Below are 22,789 nucleotides of genomic sequence, written 5' to 3'. Positions count from 1 at the left end.
ACTGTTTCCTTTCTAACCAAAGTGTCCAGTTACATAGTCATTGGTAGACTGTAGCTTCGCATTTTGGAAAATATTAGCAGTTTTATCATACTCAATCAAATCACCCAAGTAGAAAAATCCTGTATAGTCACTAGCACGCGCAGCCTGTTGCATACTGTGGGTCACGATAATGATGGTAAAGTCCTTCTTCAACTCTAACATAGTTTCCTCGAGCTGGGCTGTCGCAATCGGATCCAAGGCTGACGCAGGCTCATCCATTAAAAGGATATCTGGTTTGACAGATATCGCACGAGCGATACAAAGACGTTGCTGTTGACCACCTGATAGAGTCAAGGCAGACTTGTGCAAATCGTCCTTAACTTGATCCCAGAGGGCAGCTTGACGAAGAGAAGTTTCTACAATTTCATCTAGGACCTTCTTGTCCTTGACTCCTGCACGTTCATGTGCAAAGGTGATGTTGCGGTAAATAGATTTAGCAAATGGGTTTGGACGTTGGAAAACCATTCCGATATGTTTACGCATTTCATAAACATTGATTTCAGGACGGTTAACGTCAATTCCCTGATAGAGAATTTGTCCTGTAACCTTAGCAATATCAATGGTATCATTCATACGATTGAGACTGCGTAGGTAGGTTGATTTCCCAGAACCTGACGGACCAATTAAGGCTGTAATTTTATTTTTTTCGAACTGCATATCCACGCCCTTAATGGATTCATTCTTACCGTAGTAAACATGTAAATCCTTAGTAGAGAGGGCCACTTTTTCTTCTGGAAAAGTAATGATATGCCTTTCATCCCAATTATATTTCGACATGGCTTCTCCTTTAGGCAGCAGTTAATTTCTTATGTAGATAGCTTCCGAGTTTACGTGCTCCAAAGTTAAAGATTAAGATAAAGATTAGGAGCACCGCTGCAGAACCTGCTGAAACAAGTGTTCCATCAGGAATAGTTCCTTCACTGTTGACTTTCCAAATATGAACAGCCAAGGTTTCTGCTTGACGGAAGATTGAGATTGGACTACTTACGCTGAGAACATTCCAGTTAGACCAGTCAAGAGCTGGTGCAGATTGTCCTGCTGTGTAGATAAGGGCTGCAGCTTCACCAAAGATACGACCTGATGCAAGCACGATCCCCGTTACAATTCCAGGCAGGGCTTCAGGTACAACGACATGAAGGACAGTTTCCCAACGAGAAAGCCCAAGCGCTAAACCAGCTTCCCGTTGCGTATGGTGAACGTTTTTCAAACTGTCTTCAACGTTACGAGTCATCTGAGGCAGATTAAATACGGTCAAGGCCAAGGCACCTGAAATAATGGAAAATCCATATTCAAACTGAACGACAAAGATGAGGTAACCAAAGAGACCAACAACGACAGATGGTAGAGATGACAAGATTTCAATACAGGTACGAACGAAGTTGGTAACACGACCCTTTTTGGCATATTCAGCCAAGTAGATTCCAGCTCCCATAGAGAGTGGTACAGAGATGAATAAAGTAATGACCAAAAGGAAGAAGGAATTATAGAGCTGGATTCCAATACCACCACCTGCTTGATATGAGGATGATTTTCCTGTCAAGAATGACCAAGAAACATGAGGTAAACCTCGAACCAAGATATAAAGAATCAAGGAAGCTAGAATAGCAACGATGATGCCTGCAATCGTATAGAGGACGGCTGTCGCAATTTTATCCAATTTCTTAGCGTGCATAGTTTTTCGCTCCTCTTTCTTTCGTAATCAATTTAATCACACTGTTAAAGGCTAAACTCATCAAAAGTAATACCAAAGCTAGTGACCAGAGAACGTTATTATCAACCGTTCCCATAACAGTGTTCCCAATTCCCATAGTCAATACAGAGGTTAAGGTTGCAGCTGGTGTTGTCAATGAAGTTGGGACAACTGCTGAGTTTCCGACAACCATCTGAATAGCAAGAGCTTCACCAAAAGCACGAGCCATCCCAAAAACAACTGCTGTGAAAATACCCGGACGGGCTGCCTTCAATGTCACGCGCCAGATGGTTTGCCAACGAGTGGCCCCCATAGCTAAACTAGCTTCGCGGTAATGACGAGGAACTGCACGCAAGCTGTCAGTTGTCATAAAGGTTACAGTTGGCAATATCATAACAAAGAGAACGAAAATCCCTGATAAAATACCGAAACCTGTTCCACCAAATATACTACGTACAAATGGTACCACTACCTGCAAACCGATAAATCCATAAACTACTGAAGGAATCCCAACTAGGAGCTCAATTGCAGGTTGCAAAATCTTAGCTCCTTTTGGAGACACTTCTGTCATAAAGACAGCTGCACCAATAGCAAAAGGCGTAGCAATAATAGCTGATAAAATCGTTACAATAAAGGAACCTAAAATCATTGGAAGGGCACCAAATTGTTTACCCGAAGGATTCCATGTTCCACCAAAAAGGAAATCAAAGATATTCACACCATTGACAAAGAAGGTAGATAATCCTTTTTGAGCTACAAAGATCAGAATCATAGCAACAATGATAACAATCAAAGAGAGGCAGGCGAAAGTCAAGCCTTTCCCAAATTTCTCAAGTCGAGAGTTCTTTGACGGAGAGAGCAATTTTTTAGATAATTCTTCTTGATTCATTATTGACTCCCTTCTAGCACAGTCACAGTACCTGCAGCATCTTTTTCGACCTTCATTTCCTTAACAGAAATATAGCCCATTCCTTTAACGATTCCATTTTGAACCTCATCTGAAAGGACAAAGTTCAAGAATTGGGCAACCAATTCGTTCGGCTCACCAAGTGTATACATGTGTTCATAAGACCACAAAGGCCAATTATTTGTGGTTACATTCTCTGAAATGGGTTCATAGCCATTAAGCTTGATAGTCCCAACCGAATCATCAACGTAAGCAAAAGCAAGATAAGAAATCGCTCCGGGTGTTTGGGAAACGATTGATTTGACCATACCATTTGAATCTTGTTCCTGACTCTGAATCGCTGATTGACCATTCATAATCACACTATCAAAAGTCGCACGAGAACCTGAGCTCGCAGCACGGTTGATAATAGAAATAGCTAAATCCTTACCGCCGACTTCCTTCCAATTAGTGATTTCTCCTGTAAAGATTTGTCGGAGCTGGTCTGTCGTCAGATTATCGACGTCTACTTCTTTATTGATAATAACAGCTAAGCCTGCAACAGCAACCTTGTGGTCAACTAATGCAGTAGCATCGATCCCATCTTTTTCCTCAGCAAACACATCCGAGTTCCCAACATCTACTGATCCTGACTGAACCTGCGATAATCCTGTACCAGAACCACCACCTTGAACGTTGACTGTTTTACCGACGTGTGCGGACGCAAATTCATCTGCTGCCGCCTCAACTAAAGGTTGGAGAGCTGTTGACCCAACAGCATTCATAGACTCCCCACGATCAATCCAACTTGCACATCCTGCTAGTGAACCAGCAAGTAAAAGAGTTGCAAGAGAGATGGTGAGTTTTTTAAATTTTTTCACTATTTGTCTCCTTGAAAATAATGATGACTAACTTGGATTTTCGCTCTTATTTTCAATTGTTTTCAGGAAAAATCCATACATCCACTATAACATAGAATACTGATTTTGACTAGTTTTTCACCTTAAACCTCAAGCCCTTGGGAAAATAATTCTTCAAGGTATTTCCGGTGACTTTTGCAAATCCTAAACCATTACCGCCAACCAAAACTTGGTACCAACCATTTGACAGATTCTCAGACAATTGAACTGTTTCACCAGACACATATTTGATAAAGTCTTCTTGATGAATTTCAATGACTTGCTTAACTTGACTTGGTTTCATAGCTAAACCAAGTGCAAAACTTGGTTCAAACCGTTTTTTCTTGAAGGTCCCAAGATGGAGTCCATTTCTAGCAATTCTTAATTTTCCTAAATCTGGTAGACCTTCTGGCAATAAATACAGTTGGTCCCCAAAAACTTGTAGGACTCCAGCCAATTTCTCTTTTAAATGTTTCTTCTCAAAATCCTGCCATAAGGAAATCTGTTCTCGAGATAGGTTGGATTTAGAAGGTTTGAACTTTCCAGCCTTGTTTTGACCTTTAAACTTGAGGTGGGCTACAAACTGACCTTCTCCCTTAAAGTGATGTGGGTACATACGAGCCGTCTCAGGCAAGTCAATCCCAGGAACCATTCCATTGATATGCTCGATTGGAATCAATTCAAAATCATAGGTATCTAAAAGCCAGTTAATGATTTCCTCATTTTCTTCTGGTGCCCAGGTACAGGTTGAATAAACCAAACGGCCTCCCTCACCTAACATGTTCACAGCATCTTCTAAAATTTCACGCTGCAGACTAGCACACTGACCAGGATAATCCACACTCCAATAGTCCATAGCATCAGGCTGCTTACGAAACATTCCCTCACCTGAACATGGAGCATCTAAAACGATCAGGTCAAAATATCCTTTAAATACTTTAGCCAAACGATCTGCGGATTCATTGGTTACAACAACATTTGTTGCACCAAACCGCTCCATATTCTCTACTAATATCTTTGCCCGTTTACTAGAAATTTCGTTTGAAACAAGAAGACCGTCTCCTGCAAGATAGGAGGCCAGTTGAGTGGATTTCCCACCGGGAGCCGCCGCCAAGTCTAAGACCTTCATGCCTGGTTTTGGTTGAGCTACTTGAGCGACCATTTGTGCAGCTGGTTCTTGCGAGTATACTAAACCTGTTACATGCTCTGGTGATTTCCCTGAAACCTTCCCATAGTAGCCCCAGGGTGTATTGGGAATAGCATCTGAAAAAGAAACTTGGCTTTCTTTTAGGGGATTGATACGAAAGGCGGTAACAGCCTCTTCATCAAAAGAGGCAAGAAAAGCTCTTGCCTCATCTCCCAATATTGTCTCATATTTTTTTACAAATCCTTCTGGAAATTGCATTTACCTTTATTTCCTTTCATAGACATAGGATTGAATCTCGTCTTGCATCTCGACTGGCACCATCATAACGGCTTGTCGTGTATGAAAATCTACTTCCTTACCAGCAATTGTAAGAACTTTATAACCCAAACTTTCACCTAGGATACTCGCAGCTGCATAATCCCATGGTTGTAGGTAAGAGATATAAGTTAAAAGTCGACCTGATAGAACTTTGGCAAAACTGATAGAGGCACTGCCATAAACTCGTGTTCCAAGGGCAGCATTTCCTAAATCTGCTAACCCCCATTCGTTAGTTTCTAACATACCAGAATTCCCAGCCACTAAAAATTCTCTCAAAGGTTTTTTCTTAAACGGCGGTAACGGTTCATCATTGCAACATGGTGGAAAGTCTCCTCCGCCATGATAAAAATCACCTTTCATGACATCGTAAATAATCCCAAACTTCCCTACACCATTCTCAAAATAGGCCACCATAACTGCAAAATCTTCACCTTGTGCCACAAAGTTATTTGTTCCATCAATAGGGTCAATCACCCAAACAGAACCTTGTCCTACTGCTGCACGCAAACAGCCTTCTTCTGCGCAGAACAAGTCATTAGGATAGCGAGAATGGATTTTCTCAATGAGTAAGTCTTGAACATCTTTATCTAACTTAGTGACCAAATCTGTAGGTGAAGATTTTCTCTCAACATGGAGATCTTCTTTCATATGCTCGAGAATATAGTCCCCAGCTTCCTTGACAATTGTTTTAGCAAATACAAATTTATTTTCCAAGTGAAATCTTCCCTTCTCTTTTTTCTTTGGCCAACTGGACTGCATGGTAGAAAGAATACCCACTTACTGATTCAAAATCACGTCCTAAACGTTTTTCTTCACTCTTACTTGGGACAACTGACTTGAATACCTTGTAGGAATCTAATAGTTTCTTAGCATCTACCTGTGTCTCATAGGCAGCCTCAACATCATTAAAAAAAGAAAGCACTGAAGCAAGTTCTTCAGTGCTCCACGACAAATCTAGTGGGTAACTATACTGTTTATTCATCTAATTAATACCAGCTCTCAATGTAGCTTCCTTCAATTCTTGCTTGCGATAACTACGAGGAAGAAATGCACGAATCTCATCTTCATTAAAGCCAATCTGCATCCGTTTATCATCAATGATGATAGGACGACGCAAAAGACTAGGATATTGCTCAATTAATGTAAGCAACTCAGTCACCGAGATACTTTCCACATCGATATTTAATTTTTGGAAAATTTTTGAACGAGTTGAAATGATGTCATCAGTACCGTTTTCGGTTAAGGAAAGAATTTGTTGCAATTCTTTTCTAGATAAAGGACTGGTCATAATATTGTGCTCTTGGAAAGGCACCTTGTGACTATCAAGCCAGGCCTTTGCCTTACGACATGATGTACAGCTCGGTGATAAAAATAGTGTAATCATGCTATACTCTTCTTTACATACTTTTCTTCCTCTATTATACAAAAAAATAAAGCGCTTGACTAGTTATTTTCATAAAAAAACCTACTTTTCCAAAAAAATAGGTTTCGTTCAATTATTTTCAAACAATTTCTTGTATATATTCTCTATTTGGTAGTTTTTTCCAACTACATACATAAATGAATCCAAAAATCAATTCATACAAGCAGAAAAATAGAAGAAAGGCATGAAGGAAAAAGTCCTCTGGAAGTATGAGAATGACTGGATCTTTTGCAGGATCAAAAAGCCAACTATCATCACCTACAAAGAGGATTTGATGAAACAATGTAAAGAATTGATCGAATCCAATGAAGACACCAATTAAACCAAGAACCAAAGGTAGGGAGAGCATTAACAAGAGCCCTCTACGGTAGAGGGATAGAAAGCCTCTACGAACGACTTGCTTCCAGAAAAGGAAAAACATTGGCAGTGTTACCAGTGCTACTCCTTGAGCTAGATGGAACAATCCCTTGACAACTGCAAAATGATGAATTCCTGAGGCAGACGAAGGAAAGTCTGGCATTGCTAATACTTGACTCAATGGGTTAGTCAAATAATCCATCAAAACATTAAAATTATGCTGGATTATCTGAGGTTGGAAATGAACACGGCTTGTTAGGTGTAACCAAGAAATTTCCAAAGGATAAACCAACCAGGCCAAGTAGATGGTTAATAAAATAGCAAGCGAAAGAAGAAAGAGAAGGCTTCCTACAAAAGTAAATTTAGTTTTCATCAAAATTCCACTCCGCTAGGCTAGAAACAACATGGCTAGGTGCGATTGGTAGATCTGCAACCTCTTCTGGCTTGGTAAAACCAGTAGTCACTAAAAGAGTAGGAATATTATTGTCAATTCCTGCGCGAATATCTGTCAGATAATTATCACCTACCATGACAATTTCTTCGCGCTCAAGCCCTAAGCGTTCAACAGCCTTGTCCATAATAATCGCATTGGGTTTTCCGATATAAACAGGTTTGACGCGTGTTGCAACCTCAAGTAGAGTAATGATAGCCCCTGCACCAGGTAAGAGTCCACGTTCCGTTGGAATATTTAAATCTGGGTTGGTACCAATAAAGTGGGCTCCTTTTTCAATAGCCAGTGTCGCAATTGCAAGTTTTTCATAATCCACTTGCCAATCCAAGCCGACAACCACATAAGCTGGATTTTCTTTATCTTCTACATAACCTGCAGTCTTGATTGCATCTTTTAGCCCTACTTCTCCGATGACATAAACGGTCTTTTCAAGACCAAGATCATTCATATAGTCAATAGTGGCTAAAGTGGCTGTATAGATTGTCGATACTGGTGTTTGGACATTAAAATGTTGAGCCAACATTTCCTGTACAGTTTCTGGCGTACGGGTTGTATTATTCGTCACAAAGAGATAGGGAAGCTGACGTTTTTGCAGTTCATGAACAAAAGCCTCTCCTGCTGGAATTCGATTTTTTCCCTTATAAATTGTTCCGTCTAAATCAATTAAATATCCTTTATAAGTCATAAGATTCTAGTCCTTTTTCATTTCTTGCCATTTTACTATGGCTTGTGCATTTATTTCTCCATCACTTGTGATTTGATGATGACTTTCTAGTCCATCAAGATTATAACTAGAGTTGATCATGCCACCTGGTCTCACTTCTTTTACGTATTTGAGGTTGATTTTTTTAGGAATGTGATGCATAAGGAAATCTGCTCCCATGACCTCAAAAATCCAATCTAAATACTTGCTGTTATTGACGTGACCATTCATATCCAAATCATAAAAACGAACGTGATAGTCCTTACTAACTACTTCTTCCAGGTCTGTATACTTTGGTCCGCGGACCAGTTTCTTAGAAAACTCTGATTGATAAGGGGCGACAATTTCTGGTTCTACAGGATGAACCTTTCTACTCTCACGGTCCATAAGTACAAAAGTAGCTACCATGTGAATGATTTCTTGTCCCTCTTCATCGTAAATGGTAAAACGACGGTAGCAAAACAATCGATTGTAGCTTAAAGCTTCTGTTTCGATAGTGATTTCCTCAGCAAAACGAGGTAAACGAACCACATCGATATCATAGTCTGTAATGATCCAGACCAGGTTATAGCGCTCGAACATGTCTTTGTCGCTAATTCCCAGCTCAATTGACTGCATACCTGATACCTGAAGGGACAACAAGATAACATCTGGTAGCTTGATATGACCATTCATATCAGCCATATCAAAAGGAATTTTCATCTTCATTTGATAAGTTAAACCCATAATATTACTCCAATATAAATTGTTCTGCTACTGTATCTCCTAAAAAGAGACCTTTTTTTGTCATACGTATTTGTGTACCTTCTACTTGTAAAAGACCTTGATGACACAAATTTCTTACAACTTGACCATACAAATCTTCAAAAGAAGTCCCAAATTTTTCTTCAAATCGTGTCATGGAAACTCCTGACTTCTTACGAAGGCCAAGGAACATCTCCTCTTCCATTTGTTCTCTTAGACTCAGATGTTCTTCATGGATGCGAGCATTTCCCTCTACTACTGCCTTCAAATAATGGCGGATTGGACCATGATTTTTATATCGAACACCGTTTACATAGCCAGACGCACCTGCACCTATACCATAATACTCAGCATTATCCCAGTACATAAGATTGTGACGACTTTCAAAGCCAGGTTTTGAAAAATTTGAAATTTCGTAATGCTCAAAACCAGCACGCTCTAGCTCTGAAATGATATACTCAAACATCTCCGCTTCTAACTCTTCCTTAGGAAGGGGCAATTTCCCTCGTCGCATACGGTTCATAAATACTGTATGATTTTCCAAAATTAAGCTATAAAGGCTCATATGAGGAATATCAAGGGCAATGGCTTTAGCGACATTGTCCTTGACCTGGTCCATGGTCTGGCCAGGAAGTGCGTAAATCAAGTCGATAGAAGTATTATCAAAACCAGCTAGTTTGAGGCGGTCGATATTTTCATAAATATCCTTCTCCAAATGACTGCGCCCAATCTTTTTCAGCATTTTGTCATCAAAGGTTTGGACACCCAATGAAACTCGATTAACTGCAGAATTTTTCAACACGGCAATCTTATCCGCATCCAGATCACCAGGATTAGCCTCGATGGTCAATTCTTCTAAGACTGACAAATCTAGGTTTTTAGTTAGTCCATCCAAAAGTGTCTCTAATTGTGGCGCAGATAAGGCTGTCGGCGTCCCACCTCCAATATAAAGAGTCCGTAACTTTTGAATGTCATAAGAATGAAATTCATGCAGTAGGTGTTCTAGATAACTGTCTACTGGTTGATTTTTGATAAAAACTTTTGAAAAGTCACAATAATAACAGATTTGTGTACAAAATGGAATGTGTACATAAGCTGATGTTGGTTTCTTCTGCATAGTATTTATTATACCACAAAGACTTCCCTCAAGAAAAAAATCACCATTCCCGACCCTTTAAAAAATTGGGAATAGTGATTCAATACTAATCTTCTTGAATATCGATGACAATTTCTTGACCATCTTCTTTTTCTTCTACAACTACTGTGTCTTCCAGTTGTGATTTTATTTGATTGAAGGTTTCCTTTGAGACTTCAGTCGCTTGTTGAGCATGATATTTTGCCTTTTCAAGGACAGTATCAAGTGTGATTTCTCCAGATTCAACCTGTTCTTTCGTTTTAAGCACAAATTCTTTGGTTTGATCTTTGACTTCTGTCAATTTTTCAAGAGCTTGCTCCTTAGCATATTCAGGATCTTCTTTAAGGTCTTCAATAAAGTCTTGTGCTTGACTCGTAACTCGTTTCCCCTTTTCACTTGTTAGAAACAAGGCAACCGCAACACCTGAAACAGTTCCCAAAAGGATTGATGATAATTTACCCATGAGTTGTCTCCTTTTTATTTTTTAAAAAATTTACTTGCAATACGAATGGCAGACAAACCTGCACTGGTCTTTAAAGTTTTTGAACCTGCAGACGATGCTTTTTTACTCAAAACACGAGCTTGTTCATTTAAGTCAGAAACAGAAACAGAAAGGTCTGCAACTGCCGTAAAGAGTGGATCAATCGTTGCAACTTTAACATTGATATCATCCGCAAGAACATTGACTTTTGCAAGCAATTCGTTTGTGTGATGTAGAGTTACATTTACATCTGAAGTTAAGGTTTTAACAGTATTTTCAGTTTCATCGATTACACGACCAACTTTTTGAAGAGTAATAATCAAATAAACTAAGAATACAACTAAGGCAATAGCCACAATAATATAAGCAGCTTCCAACATTTTAATTCTCCTTTTCTACATTATAAAATGGTGCTTTTTTCTGATTTTGATAAAAGATGATATAAATACCAAGTCCAATCAAAAGGGCAGATAACCACTGTGATACCCGAAGTCCAAAGAACATGAGACTATCTGTACGCATACCTTCAATAACCATACGTCCAAATCCATACCAGATTAGATAAAAAGCAGTGATATGACCACGACGGATACCTTTTAATCGGCGTCTAAAAATAACAATTAAAGTAAAACCAATCAGATTCCAAATAGATTCATATAAGAAGGTTGGTTGACGATACGAGCCATCAATATACATTTGATTCTTAATAAAGCCAGGTAAGTAGTTAAGATTTTCAACTACCGCTCCGTAAGCTTCCTGATTAAAGAAATTCCCCCAACGTCCCAGACTCTGTGCAATCATGACACTTGGCGCTGCAACATCCAAAAAGTCCCATGTATTGATTAGTTTACGATCAGCAAATATATAGAGAACAATGGCTCCAGTGATTAAACCACCGTATATGGCAAGACCGCCATTCCAGACAGCCAAAATTTCTCCCAAATGCTGGCTATAGTAATCAAATCTAAAGATGACATAGTATAGTCGAGCACCAATGATGGCCAAAGGAAAAGCAATTAAGATAAAGTCAAAAATATCATCTGATAAGATTTTCTTCTTTGGCGCTTCTTTACTTGCTAGATATACCGCTAAAATAAGACCTGATACAATACAAATTGCGTACCATCTAATAGCCAAAGGACCAAATTTAAAAGCAATTGGATCAATCATTTTTCACCTCGTTCTTTTCAATCAATTTCGTCAATCTTTCTTCAAAGAGACGTGTTGCATCAAATCCCATTTCCTTAGAACGATAATTCATAGCTGCCGCTTCAATGACGACCGAGATATTACGCCCTGTTTTTACAGGGATTCGAATACGTGGAATTGAAACACCTGATATTTCCAATTCTTCAGCATTATTTCCTAAACGGTCGAATTCTTTAGCAGTATCATAATTTTCTAGATAGACCGCCAGCTGAACTTGAGAAGAATCCTTAACAGCGCTAGCTCCATAAAGACTCATGATATCAATAATACCAACTCCACGAATCTCTAACAAATGTTTCAAGATTTCAGCAGGTTCACCCCAAAGAGTCATCTCATCCTTGGCGTAAATATCAACACGATCATCTGCGACTAGACGATGACCACGTTTGACGAGTTCAAGTCCAGTCTCACTCTTACCAATACCACTATCACCTTGAATCAGAACACCCATACCATAGATATCCATCAAGACACCGTGTACACTAGCACGTTCAGCCAAACGTGAATCTAAATAACTAGATAATTCTCCTGACAAGCGACTGGTAGCTGTACGACTTGTTAAAATAGCGACTTTACATTCTCTAGCAGCCTTTAACATTTCCTCAGGAACAACTAGTCCACGTGCAACAATAACTGCAGGTGTTTCTGGTTGGAATAATCTCTCCAAAATCTGATAACGATTATGAGATGACATGCTAATGAGATAGGACCACTCCTTCATTCCCAATAATTGGATACGTTCTGGAGTATAGTAATCAAAATATCCCGTCATTTCAAGACCCGGCCGACAAATATCGCCTGTATTGATTTCCTTTTCAAGTAACTCCGGCTCACCATAGACAATGTCTAGTCTGAGTTTATCAATTACCTCTTTAACTAAAACTGACATATTAATCTCCTTCAATAGAGTTCTCTTACTATTATATCAGATTGTAGGAATAAGTTTATGTTTTTAACAGTCTTTATGCTATTTATTTAAGTAGAACTCTTTAAAAGATTTAATCGATACAAAAAAGATTAAACAACAAACTGTTGTTTAATCCCTTCTATGATTTCTGACATGATTGTTTACTAATAGGATATACGCTTTAGTTATCTTTTTTCTTCAATCCCAATACTGTAAGACCAGCAACCAAGAAAGCCACACCTGTTGCAAACAATGATTCTGTAGAACCTGTATTAGGTAATTCTTCTTTAGATTCAGTTGTTGTAGAGTTAGTTCCAGGTACTTTACCATCAGTTGTTTTCTCTGTTGTTGTAGTTGCAGAAGTATTTGTTGGTTCTTCCGTCGTCGTTGTAGTCGTTGTTGGGGTTGGCGTTGGAGTTGGAGTTGGAGTTGGAGTTGGGGTTGTTGGACCTTCCGTCGTCGTTGTAGTCGTTGTTGGAGCTTCCGTTGTTGTGGTCGTCGTCGTTGGAGCTTCCATTGTTGTGGTCGTTGTTGATTGTTCTACTTTCTTATACCAGTGAGTTTGATTTCCTTCACGGTCTTTTGTAGTTTTCACAAATTCATAACCATCGATATCTACTTTATCTTTATAACCTTTTTCTGAAGGTCTTAAAGTTTTTTCAGTATCGAGTTCTTTAAATTCTGTCACAAGTGTATCAAGTACTAATCGAGCACTTGTAGAGTCACTAATAATACGGTAAATGTAGATTCCTTTAGCATCTTTACCATTAACTGTAGCTGTTGCCACTGTTGAAACATCATATTGCATTTTTTCGATATCAATCTTAGATTTGTCAATGATATTCACACGATTTTTACCGGCAACGAAGTATACTCCTAATTCTTTTGGAACATCTCCTGAGATCATTTCAAGCGTGATTTTTTTAGGTGTGATAGAAGTTACTTTGAATGTTGGCTCTACACCAGTTGGGAAGATATAAGCTCCATATTGGTTTACGCTATAAGTGTTATACACTGGTAAGGTAAATCTAGATTTAAATGTATCTCCAACTTTAATTGCAGTATCGTCACTTGTCTTCCACTCAATTCCTGAAGCATCATTGAATTCTAATTCAACGGTTGTTCCAACTTTCATTCCCTCTCTTCCACGAACTTGGAATTCTGTTTTCGTTTCATATGAACCATCTTCGTTGAACTTAATTGTATTTCCAGAAGGTCTGAAGTGAATTGAGTTTGTATCTGTTGCAAATTTCTCAACTTTTGGAATATCTACTGTACTTGTTACAGAAGAATCCCCCACTTTAATCACTTGATTTAAAGTATAGTCTTTATTAGCGATAACCGCACCATTATAGGCGTTTTCTGATTTAATCTGGAACTGTGCTTGTTTCAACACATCAGGTTTTACCGCTTCAACAGCTTTTGTAAATGTAATTTTTAAAGTCATACGTGTTGATTCTAATTGAGCTTGTTCCATTTGAGCTTTGTCGTTAGAACCTTGACGAGCTTTATTGATGTTCTCAAATGAAACGATAGAAATTGTTCCAATTTTTTTCCCATCGTAGAAAACATCTTTACCATCTAAAGAATTTAAGACAGTAGCATTTTCTAATTGAATCGTTACATAGTCGCCTTCTTTCACGTCATTATCTGTTAATGATACAGCGATATCTACGTCTGTGAAGTATTCATAGTTTTTACTATCATGGCTTTTAATAGTACCTGTTACTTTTGCGCTTGCTTCTTTAGCAGCACGTGTTGGTGCTACAGCAGTCGTTGCTTCAGTTGTAGCTTCAGTCGTTGCTGTAGCTGCTGTTGTTTGTTCAGTCGTTGTTGTTGTAGTAGCAGTTGTTGCTTCTTCAGCGGTAATAATTTCTTGACTTTGAAGTGCAGCCAAAAGCACTCCAGTAGACAATAAAGTGATTAATAATTTTCCAAACCTTTTCTGGTTTTTCATCCCATATACCTCCGTGTAAAATTACACTATTTTATCATTATTGTACTATATTTACCCTTTAAAATCAACTAAAATACATGATTGTTTCTACATTTCAAATAAAATGTGCTACTTCCTCAACTCTTTCTTAAAAGATAGACTAGAATTCTTCTACTCAGCCTTTTCACGATTAACATAAATTTATACATATAGAGCTTAAATAGTCAATAAACAATTAGATTTTTTCCTATAACAGGTACAAAAAAAGACTAGATTACTCTAGTCTCTCATTTTTAATTAGAATTTTTTACGTTTACGAGCTGCTTCTGATTTACGTTTACGTTTTACAGAAGGTTTTTCATAGAATTCACGTTTGCGTGTTTCTTGAAGAGTACCAGCTTTAGTAACCGCACGTTTGAAACGACGAAGTGCATCGTCAAGAGATTCATTCTTACGTACTACTGTTTTAGACATTTTTTTCACTCCCTTCAAGTTCAAGATCTATTCTATTTTACATGGAATCCTAAAAATTGTCAAGAAAAATAACGTAATGTATTGACTTTTATTCAAAAATAAAGAGGACTCTATGTCCTCTTTTAGAAATAATAGTTATCCTCTGCTAACTATTTAGAAAATTTCTTTTTCATAACTAGACTACCAGCCAAGATTACTACACCTGCAAATACTAGTACTACTCCAGTAGCCTCCCCAGTTGAAGGAAGATCTGGTTTATCTTCTGTTGTCGTCGTTGACACTTCTGGTGTTTCTTTAGTGCTTGTAGTGGTTGAACCTGGACCTTCAGTTGTGGTCGTTGTTGTCGTGGTTGTAGTTGGGGCTTCTGTTGTCGTGGTTGTCGTCGTTGGAGCTTCAGTCGTCGTCGTGGTTGTCGTTGGAGCTTCAGTCGTTGTCGTTGTCGTCGTTGGAGCTTCTGTCGTTGTCGTTGTCGTCGTTGGAGCTTCTGTCGTCGTCGTGGTTGTAGTCGTTGGAGCTTCCGTTGTAGTCGTTGTTGTTGGAGCTTCAGTTGTCGTGGTTGTAGTCGTTGTTGTTGTGGTTGTCTCTTCTTTTGAGTTTACAATCGTTTTGGTAACTGACTTATCTTCTCCAAAATCTGTTGCATTCACTACAGTATCTGGTGCTTTTATCACATATCCTTTAGGTGCTTCTACCTCAGTTAGGATGTACTTATCTCTCAAAAGATCCGTTACTGTAATCTTACCTTCAGCATCTGTAGTAAAGTCACCAATCACTTGATTGTTAGCTTGTCGAACAACCTTAAACTTAGCCCCTGCTAGTGGTTGATTGGTTTCATCAACTTTATGAATATTGATTGAGAAAACATATCCAACACCTGAACCACCTGCTATCTGAGCAACAGTAGTTTGAGTGGCATTTCCCAAAGTTTTTTCTTTTGCTTTTAAAACAGCATCATTATCTAATTTTTCACCATCTGCAAATGCATAATTTGCTTGAACATTATATTCAATACGGTATTGATCAGCTTCAGTGATATCTCCAAGTTGAATAACAAATGATCGACCATCTTCACTAACTGTAACAGTATGTTGATTAGTTACATCTGTTTTATCGTTAAATTCCCATTCTCCATTTACATAGTTGAATTTCCCTTTATAAATATGAATACTATCTTTGATGTAAGATGCGTTAGAGAACTTCAATGCGTCTTCAACTATTGCATCTTTATAACTCTCTTTTGTCTGGTTGATTGAAATGGAATAAGAAAGAATTCTTTGTTCTTCATTACTTATCCATCCAGTTTTTGAGAACAACTCTGGTTTGGCTTCTCCAACTCCAGTAAAATTCACCTTACCGGCATTATATACTTTACCATTGATAGTAATTTGAACAGGAATTTCTCCTTTTTCAGGATTCTTTTGAAAGTCCACTCGAGTATAAACAAAGAAAGAACCACTGGTGTCAGAGTGCTTTTCAGCATAATCAGTATAGGTTAAGATGATATGTTTTTTAGTTTCATCAATTTTACCAGTTGCGATGAGATTATTAGTTGATGTATCTCGAATTTCAAAGTTTTGTGATTCTATATAAAGAGCATCTGATACATCAATAGTAGTTGTATCTCCAGCTTTAACATCTTTATCTGATAAATCAAAGTTTGCGTTCAATCTGAATGTAACCCATTGTGGCAGGTCCCCATCAAGATTTCCACCTTTATTATTTGTAATGTTGAGTGAAGTAATCGTGTCTACAGACTTACTAGAACCAGTTGTTTCTGATACTTCGGCAGAAGCCTTTGTTAAAGTCAGTGAAATGACAACTGTCAATAAACACATAACGATAGAAAAAAATCCAATTTTTTTCTTATTCATTTCTATTTGCCTTCCTTATTTCTAATTATTTAAAGTATATTTTAGCAATATTTATTTTAAAAGTCTAGTTTTATAATTGAAATAATTTGAATTATTTACTAAAAAAACAGCAATTATAAATTTATTGTATATAAAGATTGATTTTTTTCTTATTTTTATATTTTTAAAAAAATAATATAATAATTTCTTCAATGTTTTCAACAAAAAAGCCATTCAAACTTTATTTATTGAATGGCTTTTATATTAACTTATTTCTTTAATAAACTTAGTGCTTCTGCATCTGCAATAATCGTCACATCAGCATGGTTTTGTAAGCTACTTGCTGGCAGTTTTTCAGTCACAGGCCCTTCGACAGTTCCCGCAATGGCTTTTGCTTTGGATTCACCATAAGCAAAGAGAATGATAGACTTGGCATCTAAGATATTCTTAATACCCATTGAGATAGCTTGTGTTGGTACGTCTTCAATTTTCTCAAAGAAACGAGCATTAGCTTCAATAGTAGACTGATCAAGATCTACAAGGTGTGTTTGACTATCAAACGGAGTTCCCGGCTCATTAAACCCAATGTGCCCATTACGACCAATACCCAAGATTTGTAGGTCTACTGGATGATCTGCAAGGATTTGGTTATAACGCACGACTTCAGCCTCAGCATGGTCACGCACACCAGATGGCAAATAACTTTCTTTAAATGGCTTTTTATTGAATAGATTTTCTTGCATAAAGTAACGATAAGATTGTGGGTTATCTCCATCAAGACCTACATATTCGTCCAAGTTGACACTTGTAAGGTTTGAAAAATCAAGGTCACTCTCTACGATTTCTCTGTAGAACTCAAGTGGACTGCTACCTGTCGCAAGTCCTAATGTTTGAGCACCATTTGCTAACTTTTCTTTTAAAATTTCAAAAGCTACTTTTCCACCTTCTTCAGGATTTTTTACTTGAATAACTTTCATAATTGTTCCTCCATATTTCTTTATTTCATTATATGGTATAGACCAATTTTTGTCAAGTGTAAACGGTTTAATATTTTAAATTTTATAGGATAAAGTTAAGTAAAAAAAGAAGACTAAACTAGTCTTCTCTTTTTAAATAATTTTCAGAATAAATTAATCTTCTTTTTTCTTTCTTGATAATGCATAACCGGCAGTAGCTAAACCAATAAGTGCAGAATAAGTCATGAATGATTGATCAGCTGAACCAGTATTTGGTAATACTCTCTCTGAATCTTTTTGATTAGTTTCTGATTTTGACTCTGACTTAGACTCTAGCTTAGGTTCTGGTTTTGGTTCCGGTTTTGGTTCTGGCTTAGGCTCTGGTTTTGGTTCTGGTTTTGGTTCTGGTTTTGGTTCCGGCTTAGGCTCTGGTTTTGGTTCTGGTTTTGGTTGTGGTTTTTCATCTTTCTTGATAACCACAACATTTTTATTCCATTCAACAACTGGTTTTTCTGTTTCTTTCTTAACAGGATCCTTCACCAACTCAGGTGCTTCTGGTTTAACCGGTTCACTTGGTAAGACAGGTACAGTTTTATATTCTGGTTCTGTCGGTGGAACTGGTTTTTCTTTAACAGTTGGTACTTCTGTCAATTCTGGTTTTTCAGGTTTAACTGGAGGTGTTGGTTCTGTTGGTTTAACTGGCTCTTCACCTGGATCTTGAGGGAAGCCAACGTTTGAGTTGATAGAGAACCAATAGAGAGTTGCTTCGCCTGTTGCGTTAGCACCTTTTGCTGTAAATTCAAGATGACCATCTTTCAAAATAACAGCAGCACCACCATAGTAAAGGTAAGGGCTCTTAGGATCATCCCAACCCTTAGTTTCACTTGAAGAGTCTGCATTAAATGTAGCACCTTGAGCCATGTATTGGTTTTGTTCTTTAGCAGATACTTCTTTTGTCGATGAATCTTGGTCTACACTTGAATTTGGAAGTTTAATAAACTCTTTGTCACCAATGTTTACAGACTCAACGTGAGGAGTATCTTGGTGTTTCATTTTTGGTGTGTATCTCAAAACACCTGATTTAGCGTCTACAGTGTAAGAACCGATAACGTCTGATTTATCACCGAATGTGTAATCTTCAGTACCAACTGAGTGACCATTTCCGCCACCAGATGCGTTCACTGTTGTAGCATCAACTGTTGTTTCTTCAGTTACTTTGAAGGCATCATCATCCCATGTTGCTTTTTGAGCAACAATTTTCAAAGGATTATCAGCATTGATATCAACTTCTGCACTACCGAAGTCAGCTTTACCGCTTTTCACAACAACGTCTGCACCATCAAGTTTTGGTTCACTTCCATCTGAATATGGATCCCAAGTTCCACGAACTATATTGCCTTCGCTATCTTTAGCTTCAACAACTAGAGGACGAGGTTTGTCATTTTCAACATAAGATGCACCATTCCAGTGGTTAAGTGAGTTAAGGGCAAGGATTGCATTGTGTTGTGACAAATCAATTAATTGGTCATTTTCATCGTAAAACTCAATGTCAACACCAACAGTTACTGGGTTTTCAGTATCTGTTGAGCTACCAATTGTCATTGTAACTGCTGGATCGTTGTAAATTTGAACGATTCCTTTTCCATCTGATGATGGAAGGCTCTTCACTTCGTATTTATAAACAACTTTTGCAATACGTTTTTCTTCGCTACCTTTTACAATTTTAGCTTGAGTAAGTCCTGTGTATGTCACATCAAATTTGTCTCCGACTTTTACAAGACCCCACTCGATTTCATTGTTGGCATATGGATTTGTAGTTGTCAAATCAGAATCTTGAAGATTATTTGTTTCATACATCTTAGTAGCTTTACCATCACCGTACATACGAGATTGACCTTCTTTTGTCAAGTAAGTTGTTAATCCAGTTGTTTGGTGTGTGATTTTAGTTGTTTCGCCATCAGCAAGTTCTTCAGAGAGGAATGTCAAATCTTGTTTGTATTTCTCAGGATTTCCACCACGCTCTGCAACCATCTTATTGAAGGCATCTTTAGCATCATCGTATTGTGCTTTTTTCTTGTTGTAAATTTCGAGCTCAATCAAGTAAGCAGCTTGTGCTTCATCATAAGCAGCTTTTTTAGTCTTGTAGTCAGCTAATTTAGCTTCATATTCTGCTTGAGCTAATTTATTACTTTCAGTAGCTTCTTGATTTGCTGTTACAGATGCATTGTATGCTGCAAGTGCTGTGTTATATTCTTCAAGAGCTTTTTCATAAGCAACACGTGCTTCTTCATTACTCTGTTCTACTGCTGTTTTTTCTGCTGATTTTTCAGTCAATTCTTTTTTATAAGCAGTAAGTTTTTCGTTGTAAGCAACAAGTTCTTTATCGTAGTTTGCTTGTGCAGCAGCATTTTTAGCATCAACTTCAGCTTTTTCTTTTTCGTAAGTTTCTTGATTTGCTGCAACTTCAGCTTTGTAATCAGCTACTGTTTTATTAATATCAGTAACTTGTTTTTCGTAATCTTTAGCAGCAGCTTCCTCTGAATCTTGCTTTTTAGTCTCAGTTTCTTTAACTTCAAGACCTTCATTTGTGGCAGCAGTTTTAGCTTCTTCCAACTTCTCTGGAACCGCTACTTCTTTTGTTTCTTCTCCAGCTACTGTTGTAGTTGAAGTAACAGGTGTCGTTACTGATGAAGTTTCATCGGCTGATACAGTGGCAATACCTGCAACAGCAATCACTGTTGCGACTGCAACAGAACCAAAAGCAACTGAGGTTTTTCTCAAAGCATACTTAATAGTTTTATTATTCTTTAACGATGACATGACAAACTCCTTTTAAAATTTTTGATTTAATTTTATGCTTCTCAAGCAAAAAGATTTGATTCTTAAAAACATATCAATTTTATCAAAAAAAATATGTGATTTCAATAATTTTCATTTTCTTTCAATAAAATTTCATAGACATTTAAAAATAATAAAAAGGCCTTGCTCTTTCGAGCAAAGCCTTTTCATTTCAGAACTAAAATAGTTAGTTCATCGCTAAATGAATGCGATTTTGTATATTTTATTCTTCACGTTTTTTACGTTTTACAACCAAACCTAGACCTACAAAACCAAGCGCAGCACCAAGTGCGGCAACTCCAGATTTAGATTGTTCACCAGTATTTGGCAACTCAGGACCTTTAGGTTTTTCTGGAGTTAGTGGTGTTGGTGGTGTTGGTGGTGTTGGCGGTGTTGGCGGTGTTGGCGGTGTTGGTGGTGTTGGTGGTGTTGGTGGTGTTGGTGGTGTTACCTTGTTGTTAAACTCAGTATCTTCAGGCATTTGTGAAGTAAGGGTCAACACTTTACCATCCTTAGTTACAGTAACTCCAACAGTCACTACCATCTTGTCATACTCAACTCCAGCCTCTGTACCTTTCACTTCTTCTACATGATAGATATGAGTGCCTTCTTGACCACGTTTGAACTCAAGAGCTGAGAACTTGATCTTACCTTCTGCATCGTTGCTTACAGTTTCAATTACGTTGCCATCTTTGTCTTTCAATACGAAGCTGAATTCTCCAGCTTTCAACACACGACCTTCCAATTTCTTCGTGAAGTTGAATTCAACTTTTACTGGGATATTAACAACACGTTTTTCAGTTGGTTTTTCTGGTTTTTCAACTGATTTCTTAGTTGGATCATATTGGTGAACAATTTGAGAAGCTGTATTTTCAATATCTACACCTTCCTTAGCAGTGTCCTTGATATGTGCAAGAATATCAAACTTATAGTAACGACCAAACGCTAGCTTAGTAGTATCAATTACTTGTGTATCTTCCGCATCACCGAGTGATTTAGTCAAATCAACCTTAGACGTAGCAGTAATAACACCATCTTCAACCTTGATATCGAACTTGTCAGTCACATCAGCTCCAGTTACTGAATCGTAAGCCTTAATTTCAGATACATTAACATCCAAGTTTTCGTTGTCATATTTATCTGTAATTCCTAAAGATTGAATATTGTGACCTTCTTTGAATTTAGTTGTATCCAACCATACTTGGTAAACAACCTTATCACCTTTATGGAGTGTTTGAGTATTGATATTTTGCTTTTCATTATTATCAACATTGTCCACATATGGATCTTTGTTGGTATCAGCTACTTTATCAGTCAACTCTTTATCATCATCCAGAAGTTTAGTTCCAGTAATATCAAATTTTTCTTCATTAAGGATGTATTTTTCTGGGTTAAACTCAGGAGTTTCTGGTGGAGTCACACGGTTGTTAAATTCTTTATCCGCAGGTTCTGTCACGTTTGTGATCAAGGCTTTCGCAGTACCGTCATGAGATACTGTTACAGTTACTTCTGCTTTCATTGTATCGTATGATACAGTTGCGTCTGTACCCTTAACCTCTGTTACAGTGTACTTGTAAGTACCTTCTTGACCCTTCTTGTATTTAAGGGCAGTAACAGTTTCACCAGCTTTATTAGTGTAATCTACTGGAGCAAACTTGATCTTACCAGCTTCGTCGTTGGTTGCAGTTGCGATCACAACATTGTCGCTGTCTTTCAACTCGAATGTAAATTCGCCAGCTTTAAGTTCACGACCTTCCAATTTCTTAGTGAAGTTGAATTCAACTGAGATTGGAACACTGTTGACACGTTTTTCAGTTGGTTTGTTTGGTTTTTCAACAGTCTTGCTTACTGGGTTGTAGTAGTTAACAACTTGTGCTGCCTTGTTTTCAATATCTGCACCAGCTACGACATCGTCTTTCACTGTTGCTGGGATATCGAACTTGTAGTAACGTCCGAATTCGAATTTAGTTGTATCGATCACTTGTGTGTTTTCTGCGTCACCAAGTGACTTCGTGAAGCCATCTTTCAGGTTAGCTGTCAGAACACCATTGTTATCAGAGATATCGAATTTCGTCGTAACGTCTGCACCAGTAACGGAATCGTAAACCTTGATATCTGAAGCATTAACAGTCAATTTATCCTTGTCGTAATTATCTGTGATTCCTACTGTTTGGATATTGTCTTTGTTGTTTGCGTCAAATTTAGTTGTATCCAACCATACTTGATAGTAAAGTTTTTGACCACGTTCAACTGGTTTCGTATTCAAATTTTCATCTTCGTTGTTGTTAGTTTTATCCACATATGGGTTTGTATTTGTTTCACCATATTTATCTGTCAACTCAGAAT

At 37.8% G+C, this 22,789-nt stretch carries 22 protein-coding genes; all 22 read right to left on the bottom strand.

The window, feature by feature from the left end; genetic code table 11:
• Window positions 1–12 precede the first annotated feature (12 nt).
• Window positions 13–816, bottom strand: coding sequence for a phosphate ABC transporter ATP-binding protein PstB (pstB, locus tag HMPREF3237_RS07705; protein WP_000049858.1), 804 nt, complete (start codon window positions 814–816; stop codon window positions 13–15).
• 10 nt (window positions 817–826) lie between these two features.
• Window positions 827–1,711 carry a phosphate ABC transporter permease PstA gene (gene pstA, locus HMPREF3237_RS07700; RefSeq protein ID WP_070889414.1) on the bottom strand — a complete coding sequence of 295 codons (885 nt, stop codon included), beginning with the start codon at window positions 1,709–1,711 and terminating at the stop codon, window positions 827–829.
• On the bottom strand, window positions 1,701–2,618 hold the full coding sequence (gene pstC / locus HMPREF3237_RS07695; RefSeq protein ID WP_070889413.1) for a phosphate ABC transporter permease subunit PstC: 918 nt from the start codon (window positions 2,616–2,618) through the stop codon (window positions 1,701–1,703). Before pstC ends, pstA begins: the two co-directional genes overlap by 11 nt.
• Window positions 2,618–3,496, bottom strand: coding sequence for a phosphate ABC transporter substrate-binding protein PstS (locus HMPREF3237_RS07690; RefSeq protein ID WP_070889412.1), 879 nt, complete (start codon window positions 3,494–3,496; stop codon window positions 2,618–2,620). Before HMPREF3237_RS07690 ends, pstC begins: the two co-directional genes overlap by 1 nt.
• Before the next feature lie 109 nt (window positions 3,497–3,605).
• On the bottom strand, window positions 3,606–4,919 hold the full coding sequence (locus HMPREF3237_RS07685; protein WP_070889411.1) for an RsmF rRNA methyltransferase first C-terminal domain-containing protein: 1,314 nt from the start codon (window positions 4,917–4,919) through the stop codon (window positions 3,606–3,608).
• Between the two features lie 6 nt (window positions 4,920–4,925).
• Window positions 4,926–5,693, bottom strand: a complete 768-nt coding sequence (locus HMPREF3237_RS07680) for an inositol monophosphatase family protein (protein ID WP_070889410.1) — start codon at window positions 5,691–5,693, stop codon at window positions 4,926–4,928.
• Complete coding sequence (locus HMPREF3237_RS07675; RefSeq protein WP_070889409.1) at window positions 5,683–5,961, bottom strand: UPF0223 family protein; 279 nt, start codon at window positions 5,959–5,961, stop codon at window positions 5,683–5,685. The genes HMPREF3237_RS07680 and HMPREF3237_RS07675 overlap by 11 nt, the downstream gene beginning before the upstream one ends.
• Window positions 5,962–6,363, bottom strand: a complete 402-nt coding sequence (locus HMPREF3237_RS07670; protein ID WP_006145365.1) for a Spx/MgsR family RNA polymerase-binding regulatory protein — start codon at window positions 6,361–6,363, stop codon at window positions 5,962–5,964.
• Between the two features lie 118 nt (window positions 6,364–6,481).
• Window positions 6,482–7,132: a TIGR01906 family membrane protein gene (locus tag HMPREF3237_RS07665; protein ID WP_070889408.1), complete on the bottom strand. Its 651-nt coding sequence runs from the start codon at window positions 7,130–7,132 to the stop codon at window positions 6,482–6,484.
• Entirely contained in the window at window positions 7,122–7,895 is a 774-nt protein-coding gene (locus HMPREF3237_RS07660; RefSeq protein WP_070889407.1) for a TIGR01457 family HAD-type hydrolase, read from the bottom strand. Before HMPREF3237_RS07660 ends, HMPREF3237_RS07665 begins: the two co-directional genes overlap by 11 nt.
• Window positions 7,896–7,901: 6 nt before the next feature.
• Window positions 7,902–8,639, bottom strand: a complete 738-nt coding sequence (locus HMPREF3237_RS07655; protein WP_070889406.1) for an acyl-[acyl-carrier-protein] thioesterase — start codon at window positions 8,637–8,639, stop codon at window positions 7,902–7,904.
• A 4-nt stretch (window positions 8,640–8,643) separates the two neighbouring features.
• On the bottom strand, window positions 8,644–9,774 hold the full coding sequence (gene hemW, locus HMPREF3237_RS07650; protein WP_070889405.1) for a radical SAM family heme chaperone HemW: 1,131 nt from the start codon (window positions 9,772–9,774) through the stop codon (window positions 8,644–8,646).
• Window positions 9,775–9,859: 85 nt separating this feature from the next.
• Window positions 9,860–10,255 carry a YtxH domain-containing protein gene (locus HMPREF3237_RS07645; RefSeq protein ID WP_006145360.1) on the bottom strand — a complete coding sequence of 132 codons (396 nt, stop codon included), beginning with the start codon at window positions 10,253–10,255 and terminating at the stop codon, window positions 9,860–9,862.
• Window positions 10,256–10,269: 14 nt separating this feature from the next.
• On the bottom strand, window positions 10,270–10,653 hold the full coding sequence (locus HMPREF3237_RS07640; protein ID WP_070889404.1) for a DUF948 domain-containing protein: 384 nt from the start codon (window positions 10,651–10,653) through the stop codon (window positions 10,270–10,272).
• 1 nt (window position 10,654) lies between these two features.
• Window positions 10,655–11,443, bottom strand: coding sequence for a prolipoprotein diacylglyceryl transferase (lgt, locus tag HMPREF3237_RS07635; RefSeq protein WP_006145358.1), 789 nt, complete (start codon window positions 11,441–11,443; stop codon window positions 10,655–10,657).
• The gene (gene hprK / locus HMPREF3237_RS07630; RefSeq protein WP_006145357.1) at window positions 11,436–12,371 is read right to left on the bottom strand and encodes an HPr(Ser) kinase/phosphatase; all 936 of its coding nucleotides are present in this window, start codon (window positions 12,369–12,371) and stop codon (window positions 11,436–11,438) included. Before hprK ends, lgt begins: the two co-directional genes overlap by 8 nt.
• Window positions 12,372–12,570: 199 nt before the next feature.
• Window positions 12,571–14,346 carry an LPXTG cell wall anchor domain-containing protein gene (locus tag HMPREF3237_RS07625; protein ID WP_070889403.1) on the bottom strand — a complete coding sequence of 592 codons (1,776 nt, stop codon included), beginning with the start codon at window positions 14,344–14,346 and terminating at the stop codon, window positions 12,571–12,573.
• 276 nt (window positions 14,347–14,622) lie between these two features.
• Window positions 14,623–14,799: a 30S ribosomal protein S21 gene (rpsU, locus tag HMPREF3237_RS07620; protein ID WP_000048054.1), complete on the bottom strand. Its 177-nt coding sequence runs from the start codon at window positions 14,797–14,799 to the stop codon at window positions 14,623–14,625.
• A gap of 149 nt (window positions 14,800–14,948) precedes the next feature.
• The gene (locus HMPREF3237_RS07615) at window positions 14,949–16,670 is read right to left on the bottom strand and encodes an LPXTG cell wall anchor domain-containing protein (RefSeq protein ID WP_070889402.1); all 1,722 of its coding nucleotides are present in this window, start codon (window positions 16,668–16,670) and stop codon (window positions 14,949–14,951) included.
• A gap of 248 nt (window positions 16,671–16,918) precedes the next feature.
• Window positions 16,919–17,626, bottom strand: a complete 708-nt coding sequence (locus tag HMPREF3237_RS07610) for a glucosamine-6-phosphate deaminase (RefSeq protein WP_070889401.1) — start codon at window positions 17,624–17,626, stop codon at window positions 16,919–16,921.
• Window positions 17,627–17,779: 153 nt separating this feature from the next.
• Window positions 17,780–20,425: an LPXTG cell wall anchor domain-containing protein gene (locus tag HMPREF3237_RS07605; protein WP_070889400.1), complete on the bottom strand. Its 2,646-nt coding sequence runs from the start codon at window positions 20,423–20,425 to the stop codon at window positions 17,780–17,782.
• Between the two features lie 241 nt (window positions 20,426–20,666).
• Window positions 20,667–22,789, bottom strand: a 2,123-nt coding sequence (locus tag HMPREF3237_RS07600) for an SspB-related isopeptide-forming adhesin (RefSeq protein ID WP_142350570.1), incomplete at its 5' end; no start/stop codon positions are given.

The organism is Streptococcus sp. HMSC34B10 (assembly GCF_001839505.1).
Taxonomy (GTDB): Bacteria; Bacillota; Bacilli; order Lactobacillales; family Streptococcaceae; genus Streptococcus; species Streptococcus peroris.
Note: the sequence above shows the minus strand (reverse complement) of the source record. Positions and strands in the feature narration are given on the sequence as shown.

Coding starts and splice junctions, on each gene's coding strand:
- HMPREF3237_RS07670 (WP_006145365.1), bottom strand. CDS start 6,363: ATGATTACACTATTTTTATCACCGAGCTGTACATCATGTCGTAAGGCA.
- HMPREF3237_RS07665 (WP_070889408.1), bottom strand. CDS start 7,132: ATGAAAACTAAATTTACTTTTGTAGGAAGCCTTCTCTTTCTTCTTTCG.
- HMPREF3237_RS07645 (WP_006145360.1), bottom strand. CDS start 10,255: ATGGGTAAATTATCATCAATCCTTTTGGGAACTGTTTCAGGTGTTGCG.
- HMPREF3237_RS07610 (WP_070889401.1), bottom strand. CDS start 17,626: ATGAAAGTTATTCAAGTAAAAAATCCTGAAGAAGGTGGAAAAGTAGCT.
- hprK (WP_006145357.1), bottom strand. CDS start 12,371: ATGTCAGTTTTAGTTAAAGAGGTAATTGATAAACTCAGACTAGACATT.
- hemW (WP_070889405.1), bottom strand. CDS start 9,774: ATGCAGAAGAAACCAACATCAGCTTATGTACACATTCCATTTTGTACA.
- HMPREF3237_RS07615 (WP_070889402.1), bottom strand. CDS start 16,670: ATGAATAAGAAAAAAATTGGATTTTTTTCTATCGTTATGTGTTTATTG.
- HMPREF3237_RS07625 (WP_070889403.1), bottom strand. CDS start 14,346: ATGAAAAACCAGAAAAGGTTTGGAAAATTATTAATCACTTTATTGTCT.
- HMPREF3237_RS07640 (WP_070889404.1), bottom strand. CDS start 10,653: ATGTTGGAAGCTGCTTATATTATTGTGGCTATTGCCTTAGTTGTATTC.
- HMPREF3237_RS07685 (WP_070889411.1), bottom strand. CDS start 4,919: ATGCAATTTCCAGAAGGATTTGTAAAAAAATATGAGACAATATTGGGA.
- HMPREF3237_RS07660 (WP_070889407.1), bottom strand. CDS start 7,895: ATGACTTATAAAGGATATTTAATTGATTTAGACGGAACAATTTATAAG.
- pstA (WP_070889414.1), bottom strand. CDS start 1,711: ATGCACGCTAAGAAATTGGATAAAATTGCGACAGCCGTCCTCTATACG.
- pstC (WP_070889413.1), bottom strand. CDS start 2,618: ATGAATCAAGAAGAATTATCTAAAAAATTGCTCTCTCCGTCAAAGAAC.
- HMPREF3237_RS07655 (WP_070889406.1), bottom strand. CDS start 8,639: ATGGGTTTAACTTATCAAATGAAGATGAAAATTCCTTTTGATATGGCT.
- pstB (WP_000049858.1), bottom strand. CDS start 816: ATGTCGAAATATAATTGGGATGAAAGGCATATCATTACTTTTCCAGAA.
- rpsU (WP_000048054.1), bottom strand. CDS start 14,799: ATGTCTAAAACAGTAGTACGTAAGAATGAATCTCTTGACGATGCACTT.
- lgt (WP_006145358.1), bottom strand. CDS start 11,443: ATGATTGATCCAATTGCTTTTAAATTTGGTCCTTTGGCTATTAGATGG.
- HMPREF3237_RS07675 (WP_070889409.1), bottom strand. CDS start 5,961: ATGAATAAACAGTATAGTTACCCACTAGATTTGTCGTGGAGCACTGAA.
- HMPREF3237_RS07605 (WP_070889400.1), bottom strand. CDS start 20,425: ATGTCATCGTTAAAGAATAATAAAACTATTAAGTATGCTTTGAGAAAA.